A 20,656-nucleotide genomic window follows, 5' to 3' on the forward strand; every position below is an offset into this window, starting at 1 on the left:
GGAGGGCGACCGGACAACCACGCTTCCGTGACGTGGCCGGACGCCGCAGCCAAGACTCCGGGCGACTGCCAACATTGCGCAGGGTCGTCCGAGATGCCGAGGTAAGTTTATGCCCGATGAGACGCTTCACCTGCCTCTGATTCAACGTGTATTGGAGCGCGAAAAGGACACCCCCGGTGCCTTGCTGCCGATTCTTCATGCCATCCAGGAGGGTTGCGGGTACGTTCCCGACGCCGCCGTCCCGGAGATCGCCCATGCCCTCAACCTCAGCCTGGCTGAAGTGCGCGGGGTGATCAGTTTCTACCACGATTTTCGTACCACGCCGCCCGCGCGCCATACCTTGCGTCTGTGCCGCGCGGAGTCGTGCCAAAGCATGGGGGCCGAACAGCTGGCTGCCCAATTGCGCGAACAGTTGTCGCTTGACGATCACGGCACCAGCGCCGATGGCAGCATCAGCCTGCGGCCGGTCTACTGCCTGGGCGCCTGTGTCTGCTCGCCGGCCCTGGAGCTGGATGGTCAGTTGCACGCACGGCTGACGCCTGAGCGCCTGCGTGAACTGGTCAATGGCTGCCTGGAGGGAGGCACATGCTGAAGCTCTGCATTCCCCGCGATTCGGTAGCCCGTGCCGTCGGCGCGGACACGGTGGCCGTTGCGCTGATGCGCGAGGCCGAGCGTCGGCAGTTGCCGCTGGAGGTGCAGCGCACCAGTTCCCGTGGCCTCTATTGGCTGGAACCGCTGCTGGAGCTGGAAACCACCAGCGGCCGGCTGGGCTTCGGCCCCGTCACACCGGCGGACGTGCCTGGGCTGCTCGACGCCCTGGCAGGCGACCCCGGCAACCATCCATTGGCCCTGGGGCTGGTGGAGGAAATCCCCTATCTCAAGAGCCAACAGCGCCTGCTGTTCGCTCGCGCCGGTATCACCCGGCCGCTGTCCCTGGATGACTACCGCGCTCATGGCGGCTTCCAGGGCCTGGCTCGCGCCATTCAACAGGATGGCGTGCAAGTGGTTGCCAGCGTGCTCGACTCGGGTCTGCGCGGCCGGGGCGGTGCGGCGTTCCCGGCGGGCATCAAATGGCGCACCGTGCGCGATGCACCGGGTACGCAAAAATATGTGGTATGCAACGCCGACGAAGGTGACTCGGGCACATTCGCCGACCGCATGCTGATGGAAGGCGATCCTTTCCTGCTGATCGAAGGCATGATCATTGCCGGTATCGCCGTCGGCGCCACCATGGGCTACATCTACGTGCGCTCGGAATACCCCGATGCTGTCGCGACGTTGAACGACGCCCTGGGCATCGCCCGCGAGGCCGGCTACCTGGGAGCCAACGTGGCGGGTAGCGGCTGCGCCTTCGAGCTGGAAGTCCGGGTGGGCGCCGGTGCCTACATCTGCGGCGAAGAAACCGCCTTGCTGGAATCCCTCGAAGGCAAGCGCGGCACAGTTCGCGCCAAGCCACCGTTGCCTGCGCTGCAAGGCCTGTTCGGGCTGCCGACCCTGGTCCACAACGTGCTGACCCTGACTTCGGTGCCGGTGATCCTGGAGAAGGGCGCCCAGTTCTACCGCGACTTCGGCATGGGTCGTTCCCTGGGCACGATGCCGTTCCAATTGGCCGGCAACATCCGTCATGGCGGCCTGGTGGAACGCGCCTTCGGCCTGACCCTGCGGGAGCTGGTGGAAGAATATGGTGGTGGTACCGCCAGCGGTCGGCCATTGAAGGCCGCCCAGGTGGGTGGCCCGCTGGGCGCCTGGGTGCCGCCTTCACAATTCGACACGCCGCTGGACTACGAGGCGTTCGCCGCCATGGGCGCGATGCTCGGCCACGGCGGCGTGGTGGTGGCCGATGACAGCCTGGACATGGCCCACATGGCCCGTTTCGCCCTGCAATTCTGCGCTGAAGAATCCTGCGGCAAATGCACGCCGTGCCGGATCGGCTCCACCCGTGGAGTGGAAGTGGTGGACCGACTGCTCGCCAGCACCGATGCCGGTGCCCGCCAGGAACAGGTCCTGTTGCTCCAGGATCTTTGCGACACCCTGCAATACGGTTCGCTCTGTGCCTTGGGTGGGATGACGTCCTATCCTGTCGCCAGCGCCCTCAAGCATTTCCCTGCCGACTTCGGTCTGGCGACCACGGAGGCCGACCAATGATCAATATTTTCGATCCCGCCAGCGATATCGACCTGGGCACCCCGGAACGCGAAAGCGAGGTGCAGGTCAGCCTGAGCATTGACGGCCGCGAAATCACCGTTCCCTCCGGGACTTCGGTGATGCGCGCCGCGGCATTGCTCGGCACCACCATCCCCAAACTCTGCGCCACCGACAGCCTGGAGCCGTTCGGCTCTTGCCGCATGTGCCTGGTGGAGATCGACGGCATGCGCGGCTATCCGGCCTCGTGCACCACGCCGGTCACCGAAGGCATGGTGGTACGCACCCAGACGTCGCGACTCGCCGGGCTGCGGCGGAACGTGATGGAACTGTACATCTCCGACCACCCGCTGGACTGCCTGACGTGCTCGGCCAACGGCAATTGCGAATTGCAGACGGTGGCGGGGCAGGTCGGCCTGCGTGAAGTGCGCTATGGCTACGAGGGTGACAACCACCTGGCCGAAACGAAGGACGTTTCCAACCCTTATTTCGACTATGACCCGAGCAAATGCATCGTCTGCAACCGCTGCGTGCGTGCCTGCGAGGAAACCCAGGGCACCTTCGCGCTGACCATCACCGGACGCGGCTTCGATTCGCGCGTGGCGGCCGCTGGCGGCGACAACTTCCTCGACTCCGAATGCGTGTCCTGCGGCGCTTGTGTGCAAGCCTGCCCGACGGCCACGCTGATGGAAAAAAGCGTGGTGGAAATCGGTCAGCCGGAGCGCAGCGTCATCACCACCTGCGCGTACTGTGGTGTCGGGTGCTCTTTCCGTGCGGAAATGAAAGGCGACCAGCTGGTGCGCATGGTCCCGGACAAGAACGGCCAGGCCAACCATGGCCATTCCTGCGTCAAGGGTCGTTTCGCCTGGGGCTACGCCACCCACCCGGATCGCATCACCAAGCCGATGATCCGCAAGCACATCAACGATCCGTGGCAGGAAGTCAGCTGGGACGAAGCCGTCAATTACGCGGCCAGTGAATTCCGCCGCATCCAGCTGAAGTACGGACGCGATTCTATCGGCGGCATCACCTCCAGCCGCTGCACCAACGAAGAAACCTACCTGGTGCAGAAGCTGGTGCGTGCCGCTTTCGGCAACAACAACGTCGACACCTGCGCGCGGGTCTGCCATTCGCCGACCGGTTATGGCCTCAAGCAGACACTCGGCGAGTCCGCCGGCACTCAGACCTTCGACTCGGTGATGCTGGCCGACGTGATCCTGGTGATGGGCGCCAACCCCACCGATGCCCACCCGGTATTCGGTTCCCAGCTCAAGCGTCGCCTGCGCCAGGGCGCACGGCTGATCGTCATCGACCCACGGCGCATCGACCTGGTGGATTCGCCCCATGCCCGTGCCGAGCTGCACCTGCAGCTTCGCCCAGGCACCAACGTGGCGATGCTCAATGCACTGGCTCACGTGATCGTCACCGAAGGACTGGTCAACCAGCCTTTCGTCGACGAGCGTTGTGAAGCGGCGGACTTTGCCCGCTGGCGTGACTTCGTCAGCCTGCCGGAGAACGCGCCCGAGGTCTTGGGCCCGGTCTGCGGCGTGCCTGCCGAGCAGATCCGCGCCGCCGCGCGGCTCTACGCCACGGGTGGCAACGCGGCCATCTACTATGGCCTCGGCGTGACCGAACACAGCCAGGGCAGTACCTCGGTGATGGGCATTGCCAACCTTGCGATGGCCACCGGCAACATCGGCCGCGAAGGTGTCGGCGTGAACCCGCTGCGTGGACAGAACAACGTGCAGGGTTCCTGCGACATGGGCTCGTTCCCCCACGAACTGCCCGGTTATCGCCACGTCTCCAACGAGGTGGTACGCGCCCAGTTCGAGCAGGCCTGGAACGTGACCCTGCAACCCGATCCGGGGCTGCGCATTCCGAACATGTTCGAGGCGGCGCTGGATGGCTCCTTCAAGGCACTTTATTGCCAAGGCGAGGACATCGCCCAGAGTGACCCGAACACCCAGCACGTGACTGCGGCCCTGAGCGCCCTGGAATGCGTGGTGGTCCAGGACATCTTCCTCAACGAGACGGCCAAGTTCGCCCACGTATTCCTGCCGGGCAGTTCGTTCCTCGAGAAGGACGGTACGTTCACCAACGCCGAGCGCCGCATTTCCCGGGTACGCAAGGTGATGGAGCCCCTGGCCGGCAAGGCCGACTGGGAAGCAACCATCGCCCTGTCCGAGGCCCTGGGTTACAAGATGGACTACAAGCATCCTTCCGAAATCATGGATGAGATTGCCCGCCTGACGCCGACCTTCACCCGGGTCAGCTACGCCGAACTGGATCGCCATGGCAGCCTGCAATGGCCGTGCAACGATGAGGCGCCGGACGGTACGCCGATCATGCACATCGAGCAATTCGTGCGCGGCAAGGGGCGCTTCATGCTCACCGGCTACGTGCCGACCGATGAGAAGGTCAACAGTCGCTATCCATTGCTGCTGACCACCGGGCGTATTCTCAGCCAATACAACGTAGGTGCTCAGACCCGACGCACGGAGAACGTTGCCTGGCACGAGGAAGACCGGTTGGAGATCCATCCGACCGACGCCGAGAACCGCGGTATCGTCGAGGGCGATTGGGTCGGCATCGGCAGCCGTGCCGGGCAGACGGTGCTGCGCGCCAAGGTCTCCGAGCGAGTGGCGCCGGGGGTGGTCTACACCACCTTCCACTTCCCGGAATCGGGTGCCAACGTGATCACCACCGACAACTCGGACTGGGCCACCAACTGCCCGGAATACAAGGTGACGGCGGTGGAAATCGTGCGGGTCAGCCAGCCTTCGGAATGGCAGAAACGCTACCAGGCCTTCAGCGATGAACAGGGGCGCCTGCTGCGCGAACGTCGTCATGCCGAGAAAGCCGAGGTGCGTCGATGAGTACCGAAAGCCTGATCAAGATGGCCAACCAGATTGGCCAGTACTTCTCCAGCGAGCCGGACAAGACATTGGCCGTGAATGGCGTGCGCCAGCATATCCAGAGTTTCTGGACGCCGGTCATGCGCAATCAGCTGATGAAGTGGCAGGTGGAGAACCCGGGCGATAGCCTGCACCCACTGGTGCAGGCGGCATTGAGGGAGTCGTAGCGGATGGTTCGGTGCACCGCCCCGGTGGGGTTGTGCACCGATCAGTTGCCGCTCAGTTGACGGTGATGAAGGGGTCCCAGCTGTACTCCTGACTGGATTTCAGGTTTTGGTCCAGCAGGACGAAGGTAATGGTGTAGGAGAGTTTGCCTTTGTTCACGGCCAGGGCCGGCCATAAAGTGTATTGCACTGGGGTTGAGGAGTAGCCGCCCTTGGCATTTGGATCTATGAAGGGCACCACGCCAGGGAGGGTGGCAGGAGGGTCGATGGTGATGCTACCCAAGTAATCACCGCCTACCTTGGAGGTTTGTTGCACCGCGGTAATCATTGCGATGCGGTCGAAGTTTCGTGACAGGGTCGTGGCACGCCAGCGAATGTTGTCGCCGGAGTTGACGTCGAACCATAGCTCGTCGCCACCGTTCAAGCCATCGCCGCTGGCGTGGCTGTCGATCAGATCGCGATTCACCAGCATGGAAACCGACTTCGCTACATCGTTGTGGGCCAGCAGGTAGTCGGCATCAATGGTGACAAGTACATCAACCGTTCGGGTCGCGCTAGACATCGAATTGCTCCTTTATCCATATCCATGTTGACGTCAACGACCGCGGGTGTCCGGGCACCCGGTCCCTGGGTGCGGTCCTGGGAGGAACGATAGGTGATGGCTCAATGGAGTCAAATTTTCGTTTTTTTGACAGTCGTTAAGCGAAGCGAAACGTGGCAGAGGTATTTTCTTGATTTGGCTCTGATCCGGGCACGGTTCTGACGTGTGTCGGGTGATTGTCCTGCGCTGTTAGTGGGAAAAAGCTGACAGCAATTATCGGCAGTATGGCAATAGAGGCTTGTTAGGTTCAGGATGTACACAGCTATTGCGTACCCACCGGGCCCTGTGGGAGCCGGGCTTGCCCGCGATGGCGGGGGTACATTCAGAATTGCTGCCAGCTGACCCACCGCCATCGTGAGCAGGCTCGCTCCCACACTGAATTGGGGGTGTACGCAGCTTTTGCATACCCACTAGACCCTGTGGGAGCGAGCCTGCTCGCGATGACGTCAGCACATTCAGAGTTACGGCCAACTGATCCACCGCTTTCGCGAGCAAGCTCGCTCCCACCAGAGCATCGTCACTCGCGCAACGCTCGAAAGAATGCCCGGATATCCGCCGCCAACAACGCCGGCTGTTCCAGCGCCGCGAAGTGACCACCCCGTGGCATCGTGGTCCAGCGTTCCACCGTACAGCACCGCTCCACCCAGCTTCTTGGCGGCATGGGCAGTTCCTTGGGAAACAGCGCAACCCCAACCGCAGGCTTCACCCGCTCCCCACTGTTGAACTGCAACGGTCGCTTGCTGCCTTCCACGTACTGACGAAACGACGAGCCGATACAGTTCGTCAGCCAGTAGAGCGTCACATTGGTCAGCAACCAGTCACGGTCGATGGCCGGATCGGTATCACACCAGGCCAGCAGTTTTTCCCCCATCCAGGCCAACAGTCCGGCCGGTGAGTCGTTCAAGCCCACGGCCAGGCTCTGGGGTTTGGTTCGTTGCAGGTGGGCGTAGGCGCCTTCGGTATCGCCAAATGCCGCGGCGCGCTGGAGGAAAAGCGTTTCATCCGCTGTCTGCGGTGGCTCGGTTTTGCCCAGGGGAGGGCGGTAGGAGCCCGGAATGTAATTGAGATGAATCCCTGTCACCTGCTCGGGAAACCGCACACCCAGCCAGGTCGAGACCCCCGCGCCAATGTCCCCGCCCTGGGCGCCAAAGCGCTCATAACCCAGCCCGCCCATCAGCTCCTGCCATAACCCGGCAATCGCATGGGGCCCCATGCCCGCTTGCATGAACGGCGCGGAAAAGGTGTAGCCCGGCAGCGACGGCACCACCACATGGAACGCGTCCGCCGGGTCGCCACCGTGACTGGCCGGGTCCGTCAGTAGCGCAATGATGCGCTGCATCTCGATGAACGAACCGGGCCAGCCATGGGTCAGGACGAGCGGCATCGGATCCGGCCCGACGCCACGTTGATGAACAAAGTGCACCCGCTGCCCGCCGATGTCGGCAACAAACTGCGGCAAGCGATTGAGCTCAGCCTCCCGCGCGCGCCAGTCGAACCCAGTCGACCAGTAAGCAAGCAGATCGCGCAGCACGTCCATGTCCATGCCTTCGCTCCAGCCTTGATCGAGCAACGGCTCGGGCAGCCGTGTATTGCGCAAGCGATGGCGCAGGTCTTCCAGGGCGCGCTCGGGGATGTCGAGGGAGAAGGGTTCGATGAGCATGGTCTGGGCCTGGTTACTTTGTATGGGCTGGTGACATCTTATGACGCAAGCCAACTACCAGGCGGGCTCAACGCAAACGCGATACCTGATCTCCCGATCAAACGAGTCCTCAGGGTTCTCATAAGCTTCAAGCGTTTCCAGAAACCCCATCTGCTCCAGACCCGCCAGGTCTTCGAGCGACCATCCAAACGGAAAGTCGCTGGAGACGTCTTCGCCCCGGCATTCGACCCAGTGGTAGACCCCGAATGGGATGTAGCCGAGCCACTCCGACTGATAGACGATTTCGTTGGATTTATGGGCCTTCACCACTGCTGTGATCAAGTCTTTGATGATTGCCTGACGGTCATTCATGGTGCCTGCTCATTTCGTTCACTGGCCTGCCGGTCGGCCAGGACCGGTTATAGGTGCGAACGCCGCTCTTGTCAAAAGACACGGTCCTGGTCGCGTACATTTGAAATGTACGGCGTTGCTCGCCAGAATCGCAGCCCGATCCGGCCAACGCTGTCGGACGTGTGGGGTGAGAGAGGGTGCGATTGAACGAACAGACATTGTCCATGCGCCTGGAGCGGGTGGCGGCGCAGGTGCCGGTGGGTGCGCGGCTGGCCGATATTGGCTCGGATCACGGTTATTTGCCGGTGGCACTGGTGCGCCGTGGCGTCATTGTCGCGGCGGTGGCCGGGGAGGTGGCGATGACGCCGTTTCGCTCGGCTGAACGGACGGTGCGGGAAAATGGCCTGGAGCCGTGGATCACCGTGCGTCTGGCTGACGGCCTGGCGGCCATCGAGCCGGGAGACGGGATCACCGCGGTCAGCTTCTGTGGCATGGGCGGCGAGACGATCCGCGACATCCTCGACCGCGACCAGTCACGCCTGAGCGGCCGGGAGCGCCTGATTCTGCAACCCAATGGCGGCGAGCAGCCGCTGCGCCTGTGGTTGATGGAGAACGGCTACCGCATTCTCGGCGAGGAAGTGCTGCGGGAAAACCGCTTCGACTACGAAATCATCGTCGCCGAGCGCTCCGGGCCGGTGCTGTACACCGCCGAGGAACTGTACTTCGGCCCGCTGCTGCTGGGCGTGCGCAGCTCCGCATTCCTGGGGAAATGGCAGCGCAGGTTGCGCCAGAAACAGAAGACCCTGGCGGGCTTCTGTCGGGCGCGGCAGGCCGTGCCGGAGGACATGGTGCAGGATCTTGTCCGGCAGATCCGGTGGATTGCCGAGCTGCTGGCTTGAGCTGGCATTGATAACCAGGCACCGGACCCTGTGGGTGCCTGCTCGCGATGAGGGCTGTGTGTTCGACATCGCCGTCACTGATCACCCACGAATACGAATGTGCGGCGTGACCGACATCCCCACCCGCAGTTTCGCCGTTGCCGGCTGGTCGGGTTCGATGCGGATGCGCACGGGCAGGCGTTGGACGATCTTCGTGAAATTGCCCGTAGCGTTGTGTGGGGCGATGGCGGAGTAGCTGACGCCGCTGGCGGGCCCCAGGCTTTGTACGGTGCCTGTCAGCGTTTCCCCCGGCAGCGCATCCACTTCGATGTCCACGGCCTGGCCGGTTTGTACCCGGGCCAGTTGTGTTTCCCGGAAGTTGGCGGTGATGTAGACCGCATCGAGCGGCACAATCGCGAGCAAGGGTTTGCCGGCATTGACGAACGCGCCGACGCGCACGGATTTTTCCCCGATCGTGCCATTGATCGGTGCGGTGATGCGGGTATAGGACAACTTCAGTTCGGCAATGGCCTGCGCGGCTTGGGCGTGGGCGAGGGTGGCCCTGGCCTGGTCCAGGTCGGCCTTGAGAATGTCCACCTGTTGCCGGGCCGCCTGCAGGGCTGCCTGGCTTTTTTCCAGGCCGGCCTGTTGCACGCTCAGTTGCGCTTCTGCCTGTTGCTGGGCCTGCACGGTGCCGGAGCCGTCGGCGGCCAGGTTGCGATAGCGGGTGTGGTTGACCTTGGCCAGCTTGAGCGCGGCGTCGTCCGCGGCGACTGCGGCCTGGGCCTGGCGAATGACGGTCTGCTGCTGGATCAGGCGTGCTTGCAGGTTGGCGATACCGGCCTGGGCGCTGGCGACCTGGGCCTTCGCTACATTCACGGAGGCGACGAAATCCCGGTCGTCGATGAGCGCCAGCAAATCCCCTTTCTTGACGGGCTGGTTGTCTTCGACGAACACCGTTTCGATCGTCCCCGATACCTGCGGCGCTACCGTAGTGAAGTCGGCGTGGACATAGGCATCGTCCGTCGATTGGGTCGAGGCGTTGGACTCGGAGCGATTGAGATAGAACACGCCGCCAATGGCCACGGTGAGCAGCAGCGTCGCACTGATCCGGGCTTTCTTCGGTAAGGCCATGATGAGTTACCCGTGTGAGAGAGAAGGAGGCGTCAAGGCAGGCGCTGGGATGTAGGTCAGCCGTAGCACCAGGGGAATCATCAGCAGCGCCAGCACGCCCAACACCCGATAGGCGTCAGTGATGGACAGCACCAGCGACTGTTGACTGACGATGCCCATCAGTGCTGGCGGTTCAGGTACGACCAGGGCGTTACCGGCCAGGGCCGCTTGATCCAGCAGCATTTCCCCATGGAAACGGCCGCGCACGGTCATGAGCTGGCCGATGACCGCCGCGCCAAACAGCGAACCAAAGGCTCGTAGCGTGTTGATGGTGCCGGACACGTAAGGACCTTCGGGGGGCTGCACCACGCTGGTGATCAGGAACAGCATCGACACCACCGCCATCGGTTGTCCCAAGGCCTGCAGCGTTTGCGCCAGGACGAACTGGTCGCGGTTCCAGTCGGCGGTCAGTTGTGCACCGCACAGGCACGCCAGGGCGATCAGCGACAAACCCGAGGCGAACACGATGCGTGCATCGACCCACTTGCGGTACAGCAATAGCGCCACAACAGGCCCCAGTACCAGTTGTGGCAACGCGACGATCAACCCAATCGAGGCCATCTGCAGCGGACGATAGTTCTGCAACGGGCCGAGATAACTGGCCGGTAGCAATGAGCTGGATAGCAGTACCACCAGCAATGACAGAAACAGAATGCAGCCCAGGCCCAGGTTGCGGCGCCCGAGGATCTGCAGCTTGATGAACGGCGAGGGGTGATACCACTCGGTCAACAAGTACACCGTCATCAGGGTCAGGCCCATCAGCAGGGATGCGGTGATCAACGGCGAGTGAAACCAGTCCAGTCGCATGCCCTGGTCCAGTGCGACGGTGATCAGGCCCAACGCCGGTACGCCGCAGGCCATGCCGGGCCAGTTGGCCTGGCGAAAGCGCGGGGTCTGGATGGGCTCCCGGGGCAGTCCCCAGGCGATCAAACCGGCGGCGATGAACGCCAGGGGGATGATCTGCCAATACACCCAGCGCCAGTCGTGCAGCCCATCCGTCCAGTTTCCCGCCAGCCAGATGGACAGGTTGGGCGCGAAGGTCGCGGTCATCGCATACAGCGCCAAACCATACAGTCGTATGGCCGGCGGCAGGAATTTCAGGGCTGCCATCATCAGCAAGGGGATCGTCGTGCCGCTGGCGATGCCCTGGGCAAAACGCAGGGCCAACAAAAGCTCCAGGTTGTGGATCAACGGCAAGAGCAAGGCGAGCAGAGTGCAAACAGAGAGCATCCACAATTCGAAGCGCCGCAGCGACAAGGTCAGGGCGAACCAGGCCGAAAAGGGCATGGCGATCAGTTCTCCGGCGCTGTAGGCCGTAGTCAGCCAGGAGCCGTCGTCGAAACCCAGGCCCAGAGCACCCCGGACATCCGCCAGCGCCAGGGCACCGACCCGGGTGTTCAACCCGGCCATCATGGCCGCGAGGAAAATGCCGACAAGGCCGACCAACGGCCGGAGGGAGGATTGGGGCCGGGGCGCTGCGTCAGCCGCTGCGCTGGCCGGCGACACGGCGGCGACGTTCATTGTTCGCCCTCCGGATCCCAGCCACCGCCCAAGGACTTGTAGAGATTGACCACGGTGAGCGTGGCGTCGGTGGTGCTGGCGTTGAGGCGGGTCTGACTGGCAAGCACGTTGAGTTGTGCGGTCAGCACGCTCAGATAGTCGGCGGCGCCTTGCTGATAGCCGCGCTCGGCTGCATGCAGGGCCTGCTGGTTCTGCTCGAAGGACGTCTGCAGTTCGTCGTGTTGGCGCTGTTGGGCGGCCCAGGCATCCAGGGCATTGTCCACTTCGTGCCAGGCCCGCAGCACCGTTTTGCGGTACGCAAGGGCGGCGCTTTTCTGCCGCGATTCATTCAACTCCAGGCGCTGGGTCAGTCGACCGCCCTGGAAAATCGGCAGGTAAACCGTCGGGCCGATGGAGAAGGTGTGTGAATCCCAGCTGCTGAGGTCGCCGCTGTTGAAGGCTTCCACGCCGAGGCGTCCCTTGAGACCGATCCGTGGATAGAAGTCGGCCTTGGCGACGCCGATGGCAGCGGTCGCGGCATGCAGCCGTGCTTCGGCGCGCAGGATGTCGGGGCGCCGGCGGGCCAGTTCGGAAGAAATTCCGACCGGTATGCGGCTGGGCAGCGTCGGCAAGGGCATCGCCGGGCCCAGTTGGGCGTCGAGCGTGCGAGGTTGCTCGCCCAGCAGCAACGCCAGTGCGTTCATCTGGGCATTGCGGCGCTGGCCCAGTTCCGGCAGCAGGGCCTTGATCGTCGCCAGTTGCGCGCGAGCGGTCGCGGTTTCGAAGTGGGTGGCGACGCCATTGCGCTCGCGGCTTTGCGCCAGGCCCAGGGTCCGCTCGGCGACGGAGAGGTTTTGTCGGGCGATGGCCAACTGCGCCTGGGTTCCACGCAGTTGCAGATAGGTTCGGGCCACTTCGGCGGACAACGCGACCCGGGCCGCTTCGCGGTCATACACGGTGGCTTCCAGGGTCGCCGCGGCGCCTTCACGAGCCCGTCGGGCCCGGCCCCATAGATCGATTTCCCAGCTGGCGTCAAAGCCAAGCTGCCAGAAATTGGTGGCGTCGGTAGGGGCACCCAAGGCAGCGAACTTGCCGTTTTCGCTGAGGGCCTCGCGGGTGTAGCTGGCGTAGGCACCCACATTGGGTTGCAACTGCGATGAGGTGATGCCCAATTGTGCCCGGCTCTGTTCGATGCGCTCGGAAGCCATTTGCAGATCGAGGTTGCCGACCTGGGCCCGTGATTGCAGCCGGGCCAGCGTTGCGTCGTTGAACAGCAGCCACCACTGAGATGGAACCGCAGCGCTGGAAACGCGGGGGACACCGGCATGCTCGGGCCGGGGCGTCAGTTGCACGGTGTCGAGGTCGTGCCCGGGTTTCGTGAAGTCGGGACCGACCATGCAGCCCGCCAGGGAAACGGCTCCCATGCCGATAAGGCCGATACTGAATCGTCTCAGGACGCGTTGGGGTGACTCGAAAAACGCCGACATAGCCAGTTACCCGGAAGGTTCACGGGCGAGCCGCCCGCCGTGAGTCCATGCTATTGAGGGCTGCTTGCGGACGCACTTCTACATCGGTTCAGAAAAACCATACGTCGGTGGCGACGGATTATACGAAGGTATGAGCAGGGGTGATCAGTGCCGCTGGCTGAGGGCGGTTTCGATACACTCCAGCAACTGGTCGGCTTCACAGGGTTTTGGCAGGCAGGCAATCAGACCAGGGGTGCCGACGCCCAGTTGCGAGACTTTTCCGGGGTAGGCGGTGATGAAAATGGTGGGTATCCTGAAACCCATCGCACCGAGTCGCTCGTGCAGCTCCACGCCACTCATGCCGGGCATCTGGATATCGGACACCAGGCAGTTCGTCCCGGCGGGGCCGGCGTTGTCGAGGAAGTCCAAGGCGCTGCAATAGGTGCGGACGGCATAGCCACTGGAGCGCAACAAGCTTTTGAGGGCGGCCCGAACGGATTCGTCATCATCGACGACTGCAATGGTTTGCGTGTTGCGTAGCTGGGTGTCTTCCATAAGGGTCGCTCGTGACAGCGCCTGTCGTGAAATACACGATACGCGGTCTCACAAGGCGCAGAAGTATACCTACGTATGACCGGTTAAGACCAAAGGGTCGTTTCGTTCTGCTCAATGCAAGCCGATGGAAAACAGCATGCAAATATTATGGGACGATGGTGAGCGTACCTTCTGTCGGCAACTGCGTTCGGGCGCGGAGGGCAAGTATTCTGTACTGGTTGCCCGACCCGCTGGCGAACAACCTCGCCCCGGCTGCCTGGGCCGCCTTGCTCATGAATTCGGCCTGAAGGACGAGCTGGAGAGCACCTGGGCGGTGCGACCGCTGGAGATGTTGCGCGAAGGTGCCCAGATGCATCTGGTGCTTGAGGACCCGGGCGGCGTACCGCTCATGCAACTGCTGATCGCGCCTATGGAAACCGCCACGTTCCTGCGCCTTGCCGTGGGTATCGCCGTGGCATTGGGCAAGCTGCATCGACAGGGTCTCGTCCATAAGGACATCAAACCCAGCCATATCCTGGTCAACTGCACCGACGGCCAGGCCCGGCTCACGGGTTTCGGCCTTGCCTCGCGCTTGCCCCGGGAGCGGCAGGCGCCCGAGACCCTGGCCGGCACGCTCGCCTACATGGCGCCCGAGCAGACCGGGCGGATGAACCGCTCGATCGATTCGCGCAGCGACCTCTATTCCTTCGGCGTCACCCTTTACCAGATGTTGACCGGCTCGCTGCCGTTCACCGCGTCCGATCCCATCGAGTGGGTGCACTGCCATATCGCAAGGAAGACCTTGCCGCCCAGCGAGCGGGTCGCCACCGTCCCCGAGATGCTGTCTCTCATAGTCATGAAGCTGCTCGCCAAGACCGCCGAGGAGCGTTACCAGACGGCTGCCAGTGTCGAGCATGACCTGCGGCGGTGCCTGGCGGACTGGCAACAACAGGGCCGCATCGCTGCCTTTACCCTGGGCGAACACGGCGCGTCGGATCGGCTGCTGATTCCGGAAAAACTCTATGGCCGTGAGCAAGAGGTCGACACCCTGGTCGCCGCGTTTTCCCGGATCGTTCAAAGCAGCTCACCGGAGCTGGTGCTGGTCACCGGTTACTCGGGCATCGGCAAGTCTTCGGTGGTCAATGAGTTGCACAAGGCGCTGGTGCCGCCGCGAGGCCTCTTCGCCAGCGGCAAGTTCGATCAGTACCGGCGCGATATTCCGTATTCGACTCTGGTGCAGGCATTCCAGAGCCTGGTGCGTACATTGCTGGGCAAGAGTGACGCAGAGCTGGCGACGTGGCGTGATGCCTTGCAGGAAGCGCTGGACGCCAACGCGCGGCTGATGACCGACCTGATTCCCGAACTCAAACTGATCATCGGCGAGCCGCCGCCGGTCACAAGTCTTGATCCACAACAGGAGCAACGTCGCTTCCTGCTGGTGTTCCGGCGCTTTATCGGAGTGTTCGCCCGTGAGGACCATCCGCTCGCGTTGTTTCTCGATGATTTGCAATGGCTCGACGCGGCGACCCTCGACCTGTTGGAGGACCTGCTCATCAGCTCCGATGTGCGACACCTGATGCTCGTCGGCGCCTACCGCAGCAACGAAGTGGATGTCCTGCACCCGCTGACCGCCAAGCTCCAGGCCATCCGCAGCGCCGGTGGCAAGGTCAGCGAGATCAGCTTGACGCCGCTGGCCAAGTCGCATGTCGAGCAGTTGATCACCGAGGCGCTGCAGGACGAGTCCTCACGTATCGAGCCCCTGGCGCAGATGGTGCTGGATAAAACCGCCGGCAATCCGTTCTTCGTGATCCAGTTCCTGCAGGCGCTCGCCGAGGAACATCTGCTGACCTACGACCATGAGGCGCGGCAATGGTGGTGGGACCCGGATCGTATCCACGCCAAGGGCTATACCGACAACATCGTGGACCTGATGGTCGGCAAACTGGTGCGCCTGCCGGAGGAAACGCAGCAGGCCCTGCAGCAACTGGCGTGCCTGGGTAACGTGGCTGACCTCAAGACGCTTTCGACTGCCCTGGACATTCCGCAGGAGCAGCTCAGGACCGTGCTCTGGGAGGCGATTCGCCAGGAGCTGGTGGAGCGATTGGACGGCGCCTATCGGTTCGTTCATGACCGCATCCACGAAGCGGCCTATTCGCTGATCCCCGAGGATTCACGTGCCGAGGCCCACCTGCGCATCGGACGCCTGCTTGCCGCGCAAACGTGCGAACAGGAACGGGACGAGGCGATTTTCGAAATAGTCGGCCAACTCAACCGTGGTGCTGCGTTGATCACCGACCTGGGCGAGCGCGAGCAACTGGCGCAATTCAACCTGATCGCCGGGCAGCGGGCCAAGGCCTCGACGGCCTATGCTTCGGCGCTGAGCTACTTCATTACCGGGATGCAGTTGCTGGATGAGGAGTGCTGGTCCCGTCGCCATGAACTGATGTTCGCATTGATGCTGAGTCGGGCCGAGTGCGAGATGCTGACCGGGCAACTGGAAGTGGCGGACGCGTGCCTGACCGCCCTGGCGGATCGCGCCACGACGGTGATCGAACGGGCCCGCGTTGCCTGCCTGCTGATGGATGTCTATTTGCTCCTGGACCGCAGTGACGGCGCAGTTGCGGTCTGCCTGGCCTATCTGCGGCATGTGGGCATCGAATGGTCGGCGCATCCGAACGACGCTCAGGTTCGCGAGGAGTATGAGCGCATCGGCTCGTTGCTCGGCGAGCGGGCTATCGAAGAGCTTATCGATCTGCCGCTCATGGACGATCCGACGTCCCTCATGACGCTCGACGCGTTGGGCAAACTCTTCGCGCCGGCCTTGCAAAGCGACGGCAATCTGGCGGATCTGTTGATCTGTAAAGCGGTCAACCTGAGCCTGGAGCGGGGCAACTGCGACGCATCTTGTGTGCTCTATGCCAATTTCTTCCGGGTCGCCGGCCGGCGCTTCGGTGACTACCAAATGGGGTTCCGGTTCGGCCAGCTCGGTTGTGCCCTTGTCGAGCAACGGGGCCTGACGCGCTTCGAGGCCAGCACCTACCTGTGCTTCTCGTGTTTTGCCGTGCGCTGGATGAGGCCGGTGGGGGAGTGTCGCGACCTGCTGCGCCGCTCCTTCGCAGCGGCGAACCGGATTGGCGATCTGCCCTACGGTGCCTATGCCGGCAACAACCTCGTCGCCGACCTGCTGTTCGCTGGCGAGTCGCTGCATGACGTACAAGGCGAGTCCGAACGGGGCCTGGCGTATGCAAGAAAGGTGGGATTCGGACTGGTCACCGATTTCATCGTCACGCAACTGACGCTGATCCGAATGCTCCGTGGCGAGACCCCCACCTTCGGTCGCCTGGACGACGGTGAGTTGAGCGAGTCTGTCAGCGAAGCCCACTTGTCCAGTAACCCGGACCTGGTGTTGGCCGAGTGTCTGTACTGGGTCCGCAAACTACAGGCGCGCTACCTGGCCGACGATGCCGAGGCCGCCGTCGAGGCGGCGGCCAAGGCCCACCGGCTGCTCTGGGTTTGCCAGGCGTTCTGCGAAGAAGCCGAGTATCACTTCTATGGTGCGTTGGCCAGGGCCGCCCGCTGCGACAGCGTCTCGCTGGACGAGCAGGCGCAGCACTTGATCGCCATGGCGGTCGACCACCAGTGGCTCGAGGCCTGGGCCCGGCAATGTCCGGAAAATTTCGCCAGCCGCGCCGCCCTGGTCGGTGCCGAGATCGCCCGGGTCGAGGGGCGGGTGATCGACGCCGAGCTGCTCTACGAGCAAGCCCTGGACGCCGCCCAGGCCAGCGGCTTTGTCCATGTCGAAGCGCTTGCCAATGAGCTGGCCTCGCGTTTCTATCGGGCGCGCGGCTTCGGCAAGATCGCCCGCGTCTACTTGCAGGATGCCTGTTACGACTACCTGCGTTGGGGCGCCGATGGCAAGGTGCGACAGCTTGAGGACACGTTCCCCGCACTCAGGACCGACGAGCCTGCGCCCGGTCCGACCACCACGATGGCGACACCGGTCGAACACCTTGACCTGGCCACGGTGCTCAAGGTCTCCCAGGCCGTGTCGGGCGAAATCGTCCTGGAAAAACTGGTCGACACAATCATGGGCACCGCGATCGAGCAGGCCGGTGCCGAACGTGGCTTGCTGATTCTGTTGCAGGACGGCGAACAGCGGATCGCTGCGCAGGTGACTGCCGGCGGCGCCACCACGCAGCTGCGACATGCGCCGGTGAGCGCAGCGTTATTGCCGGAGTCGGTTCTTTATCATGTTTTGCGCACCCGCGAGAGTGTGGTGCTGGACGATGCCCTGGTCGAAGCGCCGTTCGCCACGGATCCCTATATCCGTCAGCAGCACGTCCGTTCTGTCCTGTGCCTGCCGCTGACCAACCAGGCCAAGCTCGTCGGCGCGCTTTATCTGGAAAACAACCTGGCGCCCCAGGTCTTCAGTCCTGGCCGGATCGCCGTGTTGAAGCTGGTGGCCTCACAGGCCGCGGTTTCCCTGGAGAATGCGCGCCTGTACCGCGAGGTCGCCGAGCGCGAAGCGAAGATCCGCCGCCTGGTGGATGCCAACATCATCGGCATTCTCGTCTGGCACGCCGATGGACACATCATCGAGGCCAACGATGCGTTCCTGCGCATGTTGGGGTACCAGCGCGAAGACCTTGCCTGCGGCGGCCTGCGCTGGAGAGACCTGACCGTGCCGGAGTTTCGTGAACTCAGCGACCGCTCTTTGGCGCAGGCGTTGCTGACCGGACACGCCCGGCCCTACGAAAAGGAATATTTCCGGAAGGATGGCAGCCGCTTGCCGGTCATTGTCGGCCTGGCCCTGTTCGAAGCGGGTAGCAATGAGGGGGTTGCCTTCGTACTGGACCTGACCGAACGCAGGCAGGCGGAAGAAAAAATCCGTGAAAGCGAACGCCGCTATCGCGAGGTGCAAACCGAACTGGCCCATGCCAACCGTGTGGCGACCATGGGGCAATTGGTGGCTTCCATCGCTCACGAAGTCAATCAGCCGATCGCCGCCGCCATTCTCAACGCCAATGCGGCATTACGCTGGTTGAACGCCCAGCCACCGGACATCGACGAGGTCCGGCCGGTGCTGGAGCGCCTTATCCTCGACGCCAACCGAGCGGCGGATGTGTTGGGCCGGATTCGTGGGCATATCCGCAAGGCGCCGCCACAGAAGGGCCCGGTGGACATCAAAGCGGCCATCGAGGAGATGATCGAGTTTACCCGTGGCCAGATCATCAAGAGCGGCGCCTCGATACAGACACAACTCATGAACGGCTTGCCCTTGATTGAAGGCGACCGCGTAGAGCTGCAGCAGGTGCTGCTCAACCTGATCATGAATGCATTGGAAGCCATGGGCAGTGTCAGTGCCGGCGAGCGGCGGTTGGTGATCTGCGCGACGCTGGACGAGACGGACTGCGTGCTGGTCAGTGTGAGCGATACGGGCCCGGGGTTCGCCTCGCAAAGCACCGACCTGGTATTCACCTCGTTTTACACCACCAAGCCCACCGGCCTGGGGTTGGGGTTGTCGATCTGTCGCTCGATCGTCGAGGCCCATGGCGGTTGCCTGAGGGCGATCGCCAACCCGCCGCGCGGCGCCACCGTTCAATTCACGCTGCCCATCGCGCCCCTTTGAGGGCGTTGGCTTAGGCTCTGCATGAAAAGCCTAATACTTAGGTTTAAAGGCCATATATCAATCGGTCACCCAAACCAACCCACGTACAAATGAAACGCGATAACTCCCGGCGATATATTCCCCATCAAGGACTGCGGAGAATGTGTCGTGAACAACTTGACCGCCAGAGCAGCAGAGCAACTGTCATCTCTTCGTTCGATAGCGCTGATTTGCATGGCGCTCATCACGACGAGCGCTTTCTATCGCTTGAGCATGCCGATAGCCGAGCGTCACGGGTTCGCCGAGCCACGCCACTGTCACTCACGTCCGGCGCGCCTGGCGGAGGTTTCATTGCGGCCGGTCGATATCGAACAGCCTGCGGGTCACCTGCCGATAGGCGCACACCTGGTCAGCCCGCGTCGGTTCTACCTGCATCATGGGATCTATCTGGGCGGAGCAGACGTTGCCCACTATTCGGGATTCAGCGGTTCGCTCCGGCCGGGTCCCATCGAAGTGACGGATCTTGAGCATTTTGCCAACGGCAAGCCGGTCTGGATGCTTCAGGAACCCTGCAAATATTCCAGCGACGAAGTCGCTGATCGGGCGCGTTCGAGATTGGGTGAAAAGCAATACCGGGTCTTCTTCAATAACTGCGAGCATTTCTGCAGCTGGTGCACCAGGGGAGAAAGCTACAGTGCCCAGGTCGACGCCTGTTTCCATCGTCCCCATGCTCTGTTCGCGTTGATTTGCGCACTGGAACCCCACTGGGTGGCCTAGTGGCCTGTGCTAGAATTTTTTCCGTCCAGCCAAGAGGATCGTGCATGAACGGTAGTCCCTCGTCCCATGAGCCGGGCAGCAAGGATTCCATGGTGTTCGTGGTGGATGACGATGCCTCCATTCGCGATGCACTGAGCAATCTGCTGCGTTCGGTCGGGATTCGCGTCGAGACGTTTGCGTCCACTGCGGAGTTTCTCCAGCAACCGAAGACGGATTGTCCCAGTTGCCTGGTCCTCGATGTGCGACTGCAGGGCAGCAGTGGCCTGGACTTCCAGCGCCGGATGGCGGAGTCGGATTCGACTATTCCCATCATCTTCATCACCGGCCATGGCGACATCGAGATGTCGGTCAAGGCGATGAAAGCCGGCGCCGTGGATTTCCTGGCCAAACCCTTCCGCGAACAGGATCTGCTGGACGCGGTGACCGCCGCACTCCAGGCAGACACCAGGCGTCGCGAAATCCGGCAGCAGTCTGCCGACCTGCATGCCCACTATCAGACACTGACTGCCCGGGAAAAAGAGGTGATGGCTTTTGCGGTCAAGGGTCTGATGAACAAGCAGATCGCCGGGCAGATGAACCTGAGCGAAATCACCGTGAAGATCCACCGCGCCCACGCGATGAAGAAAATGCACGCCAAATCGTTCGCCGACCTGGTTCGAATGGCTGAGTCGCTGGGTATCGGGCCGAATCGCTGAACCTGTGGGCACCCGGTAATCTGCGTCTGACCACCCAATCCCTGTGGGAGCGAGCCTGCTCGCGATAGCGGAATGTCTGTCACGAAGATGTTGAACAGGCCGCCGCCATCGCGAGCAGGCTCGCTCCCACAGGGTTTGGCGTCATTCGCGGATGACTCTGGAATCCCATGAAGATAAAAATGAATTATCTGTAAAAAGTTTTATTGACTAAAA

15 protein-coding genes are annotated in these 20,656 nt (G+C 62.7%); 8 read left to right on the forward strand and 7 right to left on the reverse strand.

Features of this window, described 5'->3' with window-relative positions; all coding sequences use genetic code 11:
• Positions 1-109: 109 nt before the first annotated feature.
• From FBX99_RS17235 to FBX99_RS17250, 4 genes are read left to right on the forward strand one after another with little or no spacing between them, the layout of a single operon-like run.
• Positions 110-592 carry a formate dehydrogenase subunit gamma gene (locus tag FBX99_RS17235; RefSeq protein ID WP_144929705.1) on the forward strand — a complete coding sequence of 161 codons (483 nt, stop codon included), beginning with the start codon at positions 110-112 and terminating at the stop codon, positions 590-592.
• Positions 586-2,145, forward strand: coding sequence for an NADH-quinone oxidoreductase subunit NuoF (locus tag FBX99_RS17240; protein WP_144929706.1), 1,560 nt, complete (start codon positions 586-588; stop codon positions 2,143-2,145). The genes FBX99_RS17235 and FBX99_RS17240 overlap by 7 nt, the downstream gene beginning before the upstream one ends.
• A complete protein-coding gene (fdhF, locus tag FBX99_RS17245; protein ID WP_145132285.1) occupies positions 2,142-5,018 on the forward strand; it encodes a formate dehydrogenase subunit alpha in 2,877 nt (958 codons plus the stop codon). Before FBX99_RS17240 ends, fdhF begins: the two co-directional genes overlap by 4 nt.
• Positions 5,015-5,224, forward strand: a complete 210-nt coding sequence (locus FBX99_RS17250; RefSeq protein WP_144929708.1) for a formate dehydrogenase subunit delta — start codon at positions 5,015-5,017, stop codon at positions 5,222-5,224. Before fdhF ends, FBX99_RS17250 begins: the two co-directional genes overlap by 4 nt.
• A 52-nt stretch (positions 5,225-5,276) precedes the next feature.
• Here the strand turns inward: FBX99_RS17250 and FBX99_RS17255 are convergent, their stop codons facing one another.
• The 3 genes from FBX99_RS17255 to FBX99_RS17270 all read right to left on the reverse strand — a co-directional run bounded on the left by FBX99_RS17255 (position 5,277) and on the right by FBX99_RS17270 (position 7,833).
• Positions 5,277-5,783, reverse strand: coding sequence for an AidA/PixA family protein (locus FBX99_RS17255; RefSeq protein ID WP_144929709.1), 507 nt, complete (start codon positions 5,781-5,783; stop codon positions 5,277-5,279).
• Between the two features lie 556 nt (positions 5,784-6,339).
• Positions 6,340-7,482, reverse strand: coding sequence for an epoxide hydrolase family protein (locus FBX99_RS17265; protein WP_144929711.1), 1,143 nt, complete (start codon positions 7,480-7,482; stop codon positions 6,340-6,342).
• A 54-nt stretch (positions 7,483-7,536) separates the two neighbouring features.
• Positions 7,537-7,833 carry a hypothetical protein gene (locus FBX99_RS17270; protein ID WP_144929712.1) on the reverse strand — a complete coding sequence of 99 codons (297 nt, stop codon included), beginning with the start codon at positions 7,831-7,833 and terminating at the stop codon, positions 7,537-7,539.
• Between the two features lie 182 nt (positions 7,834-8,015).
• On the opposite strand from FBX99_RS17270, the gene FBX99_RS17275 reads away from it, so the two are divergent.
• The gene (locus FBX99_RS17275; RefSeq protein ID WP_306085254.1) at positions 8,016-8,711 is read left to right on the forward strand and encodes a tRNA (adenine(22)-N(1))-methyltransferase TrmK; all 696 of its coding nucleotides are present in this window, start codon (positions 8,016-8,018) and stop codon (positions 8,709-8,711) included.
• A gap of 81 nt (positions 8,712-8,792) precedes the next feature.
• On the opposite strand, the gene FBX99_RS17280 is transcribed toward FBX99_RS17275, so the two are convergent.
• The 4 genes from FBX99_RS17280 to FBX99_RS17295 all read right to left on the reverse strand — a co-directional run bounded on the left by FBX99_RS17280 (position 8,793) and on the right by FBX99_RS17295 (position 13,384).
• Complete coding sequence (locus tag FBX99_RS17280; RefSeq protein WP_144929713.1) at positions 8,793-9,824, reverse strand: HlyD family secretion protein; 1,032 nt, start codon at positions 9,822-9,824, stop codon at positions 8,793-8,795.
• A 6-nt stretch (positions 9,825-9,830) separates the two neighbouring features.
• The gene (locus FBX99_RS17285) at positions 9,831-11,384 is read right to left on the reverse strand and encodes an MFS transporter (RefSeq protein ID WP_144929714.1); all 1,554 of its coding nucleotides are present in this window, start codon (positions 11,382-11,384) and stop codon (positions 9,831-9,833) included.
• Positions 11,381-12,850 (reverse strand): efflux transporter outer membrane subunit, encoded by a 1,470-nt coding sequence (locus FBX99_RS17290; RefSeq protein ID WP_145132287.1) that lies wholly within the window; start codon positions 12,848-12,850, stop codon positions 11,381-11,383. The genes FBX99_RS17285 and FBX99_RS17290 overlap by 4 nt, the downstream gene beginning before the upstream one ends.
• A 144-nt stretch (positions 12,851-12,994) precedes the next feature.
• Positions 12,995-13,384, reverse strand: coding sequence for a response regulator transcription factor (locus tag FBX99_RS17295; protein ID WP_144929716.1), 390 nt, complete (start codon positions 13,382-13,384; stop codon positions 12,995-12,997).
• A 136-nt stretch (positions 13,385-13,520) separates the two neighbouring features.
• Between FBX99_RS17295 and FBX99_RS17300 the strand changes: the two genes are divergently transcribed.
• The 3 genes from FBX99_RS17300 (at position 13,521) to FBX99_RS17310 (ending at position 20,443) form a co-directional block, all read left to right on the forward strand.
• Positions 13,521-18,992 carry an ATP-binding sensor histidine kinase gene (locus tag FBX99_RS17300; RefSeq protein ID WP_145132289.1) on the forward strand — a complete coding sequence of 1,824 codons (5,472 nt, stop codon included), beginning with the start codon at positions 13,521-13,523 and terminating at the stop codon, positions 18,990-18,992.
• Positions 18,993-19,139: 147 nt separating this feature from the next.
• The gene (locus tag FBX99_RS17305) at positions 19,140-19,748 is read left to right on the forward strand and encodes a lecithin retinol acyltransferase family protein (protein WP_256664082.1); all 609 of its coding nucleotides are present in this window, start codon (positions 19,140-19,142) and stop codon (positions 19,746-19,748) included.
• A gap of 44 nt (positions 19,749-19,792) precedes the next feature.
• Positions 19,793-20,443, forward strand: coding sequence for a response regulator transcription factor (locus FBX99_RS17310; RefSeq protein ID WP_144929718.1), 651 nt, complete (start codon positions 19,793-19,795; stop codon positions 20,441-20,443).
• Positions 20,444-20,656: the final 213 nt, after the last annotated feature.

This window comes from Pseudomonas sp. SJZ074, assembly GCF_007828215.1.
GTDB lineage: Bacteria > Pseudomonadota > Gammaproteobacteria > Pseudomonadales > Pseudomonadaceae > Aquipseudomonas.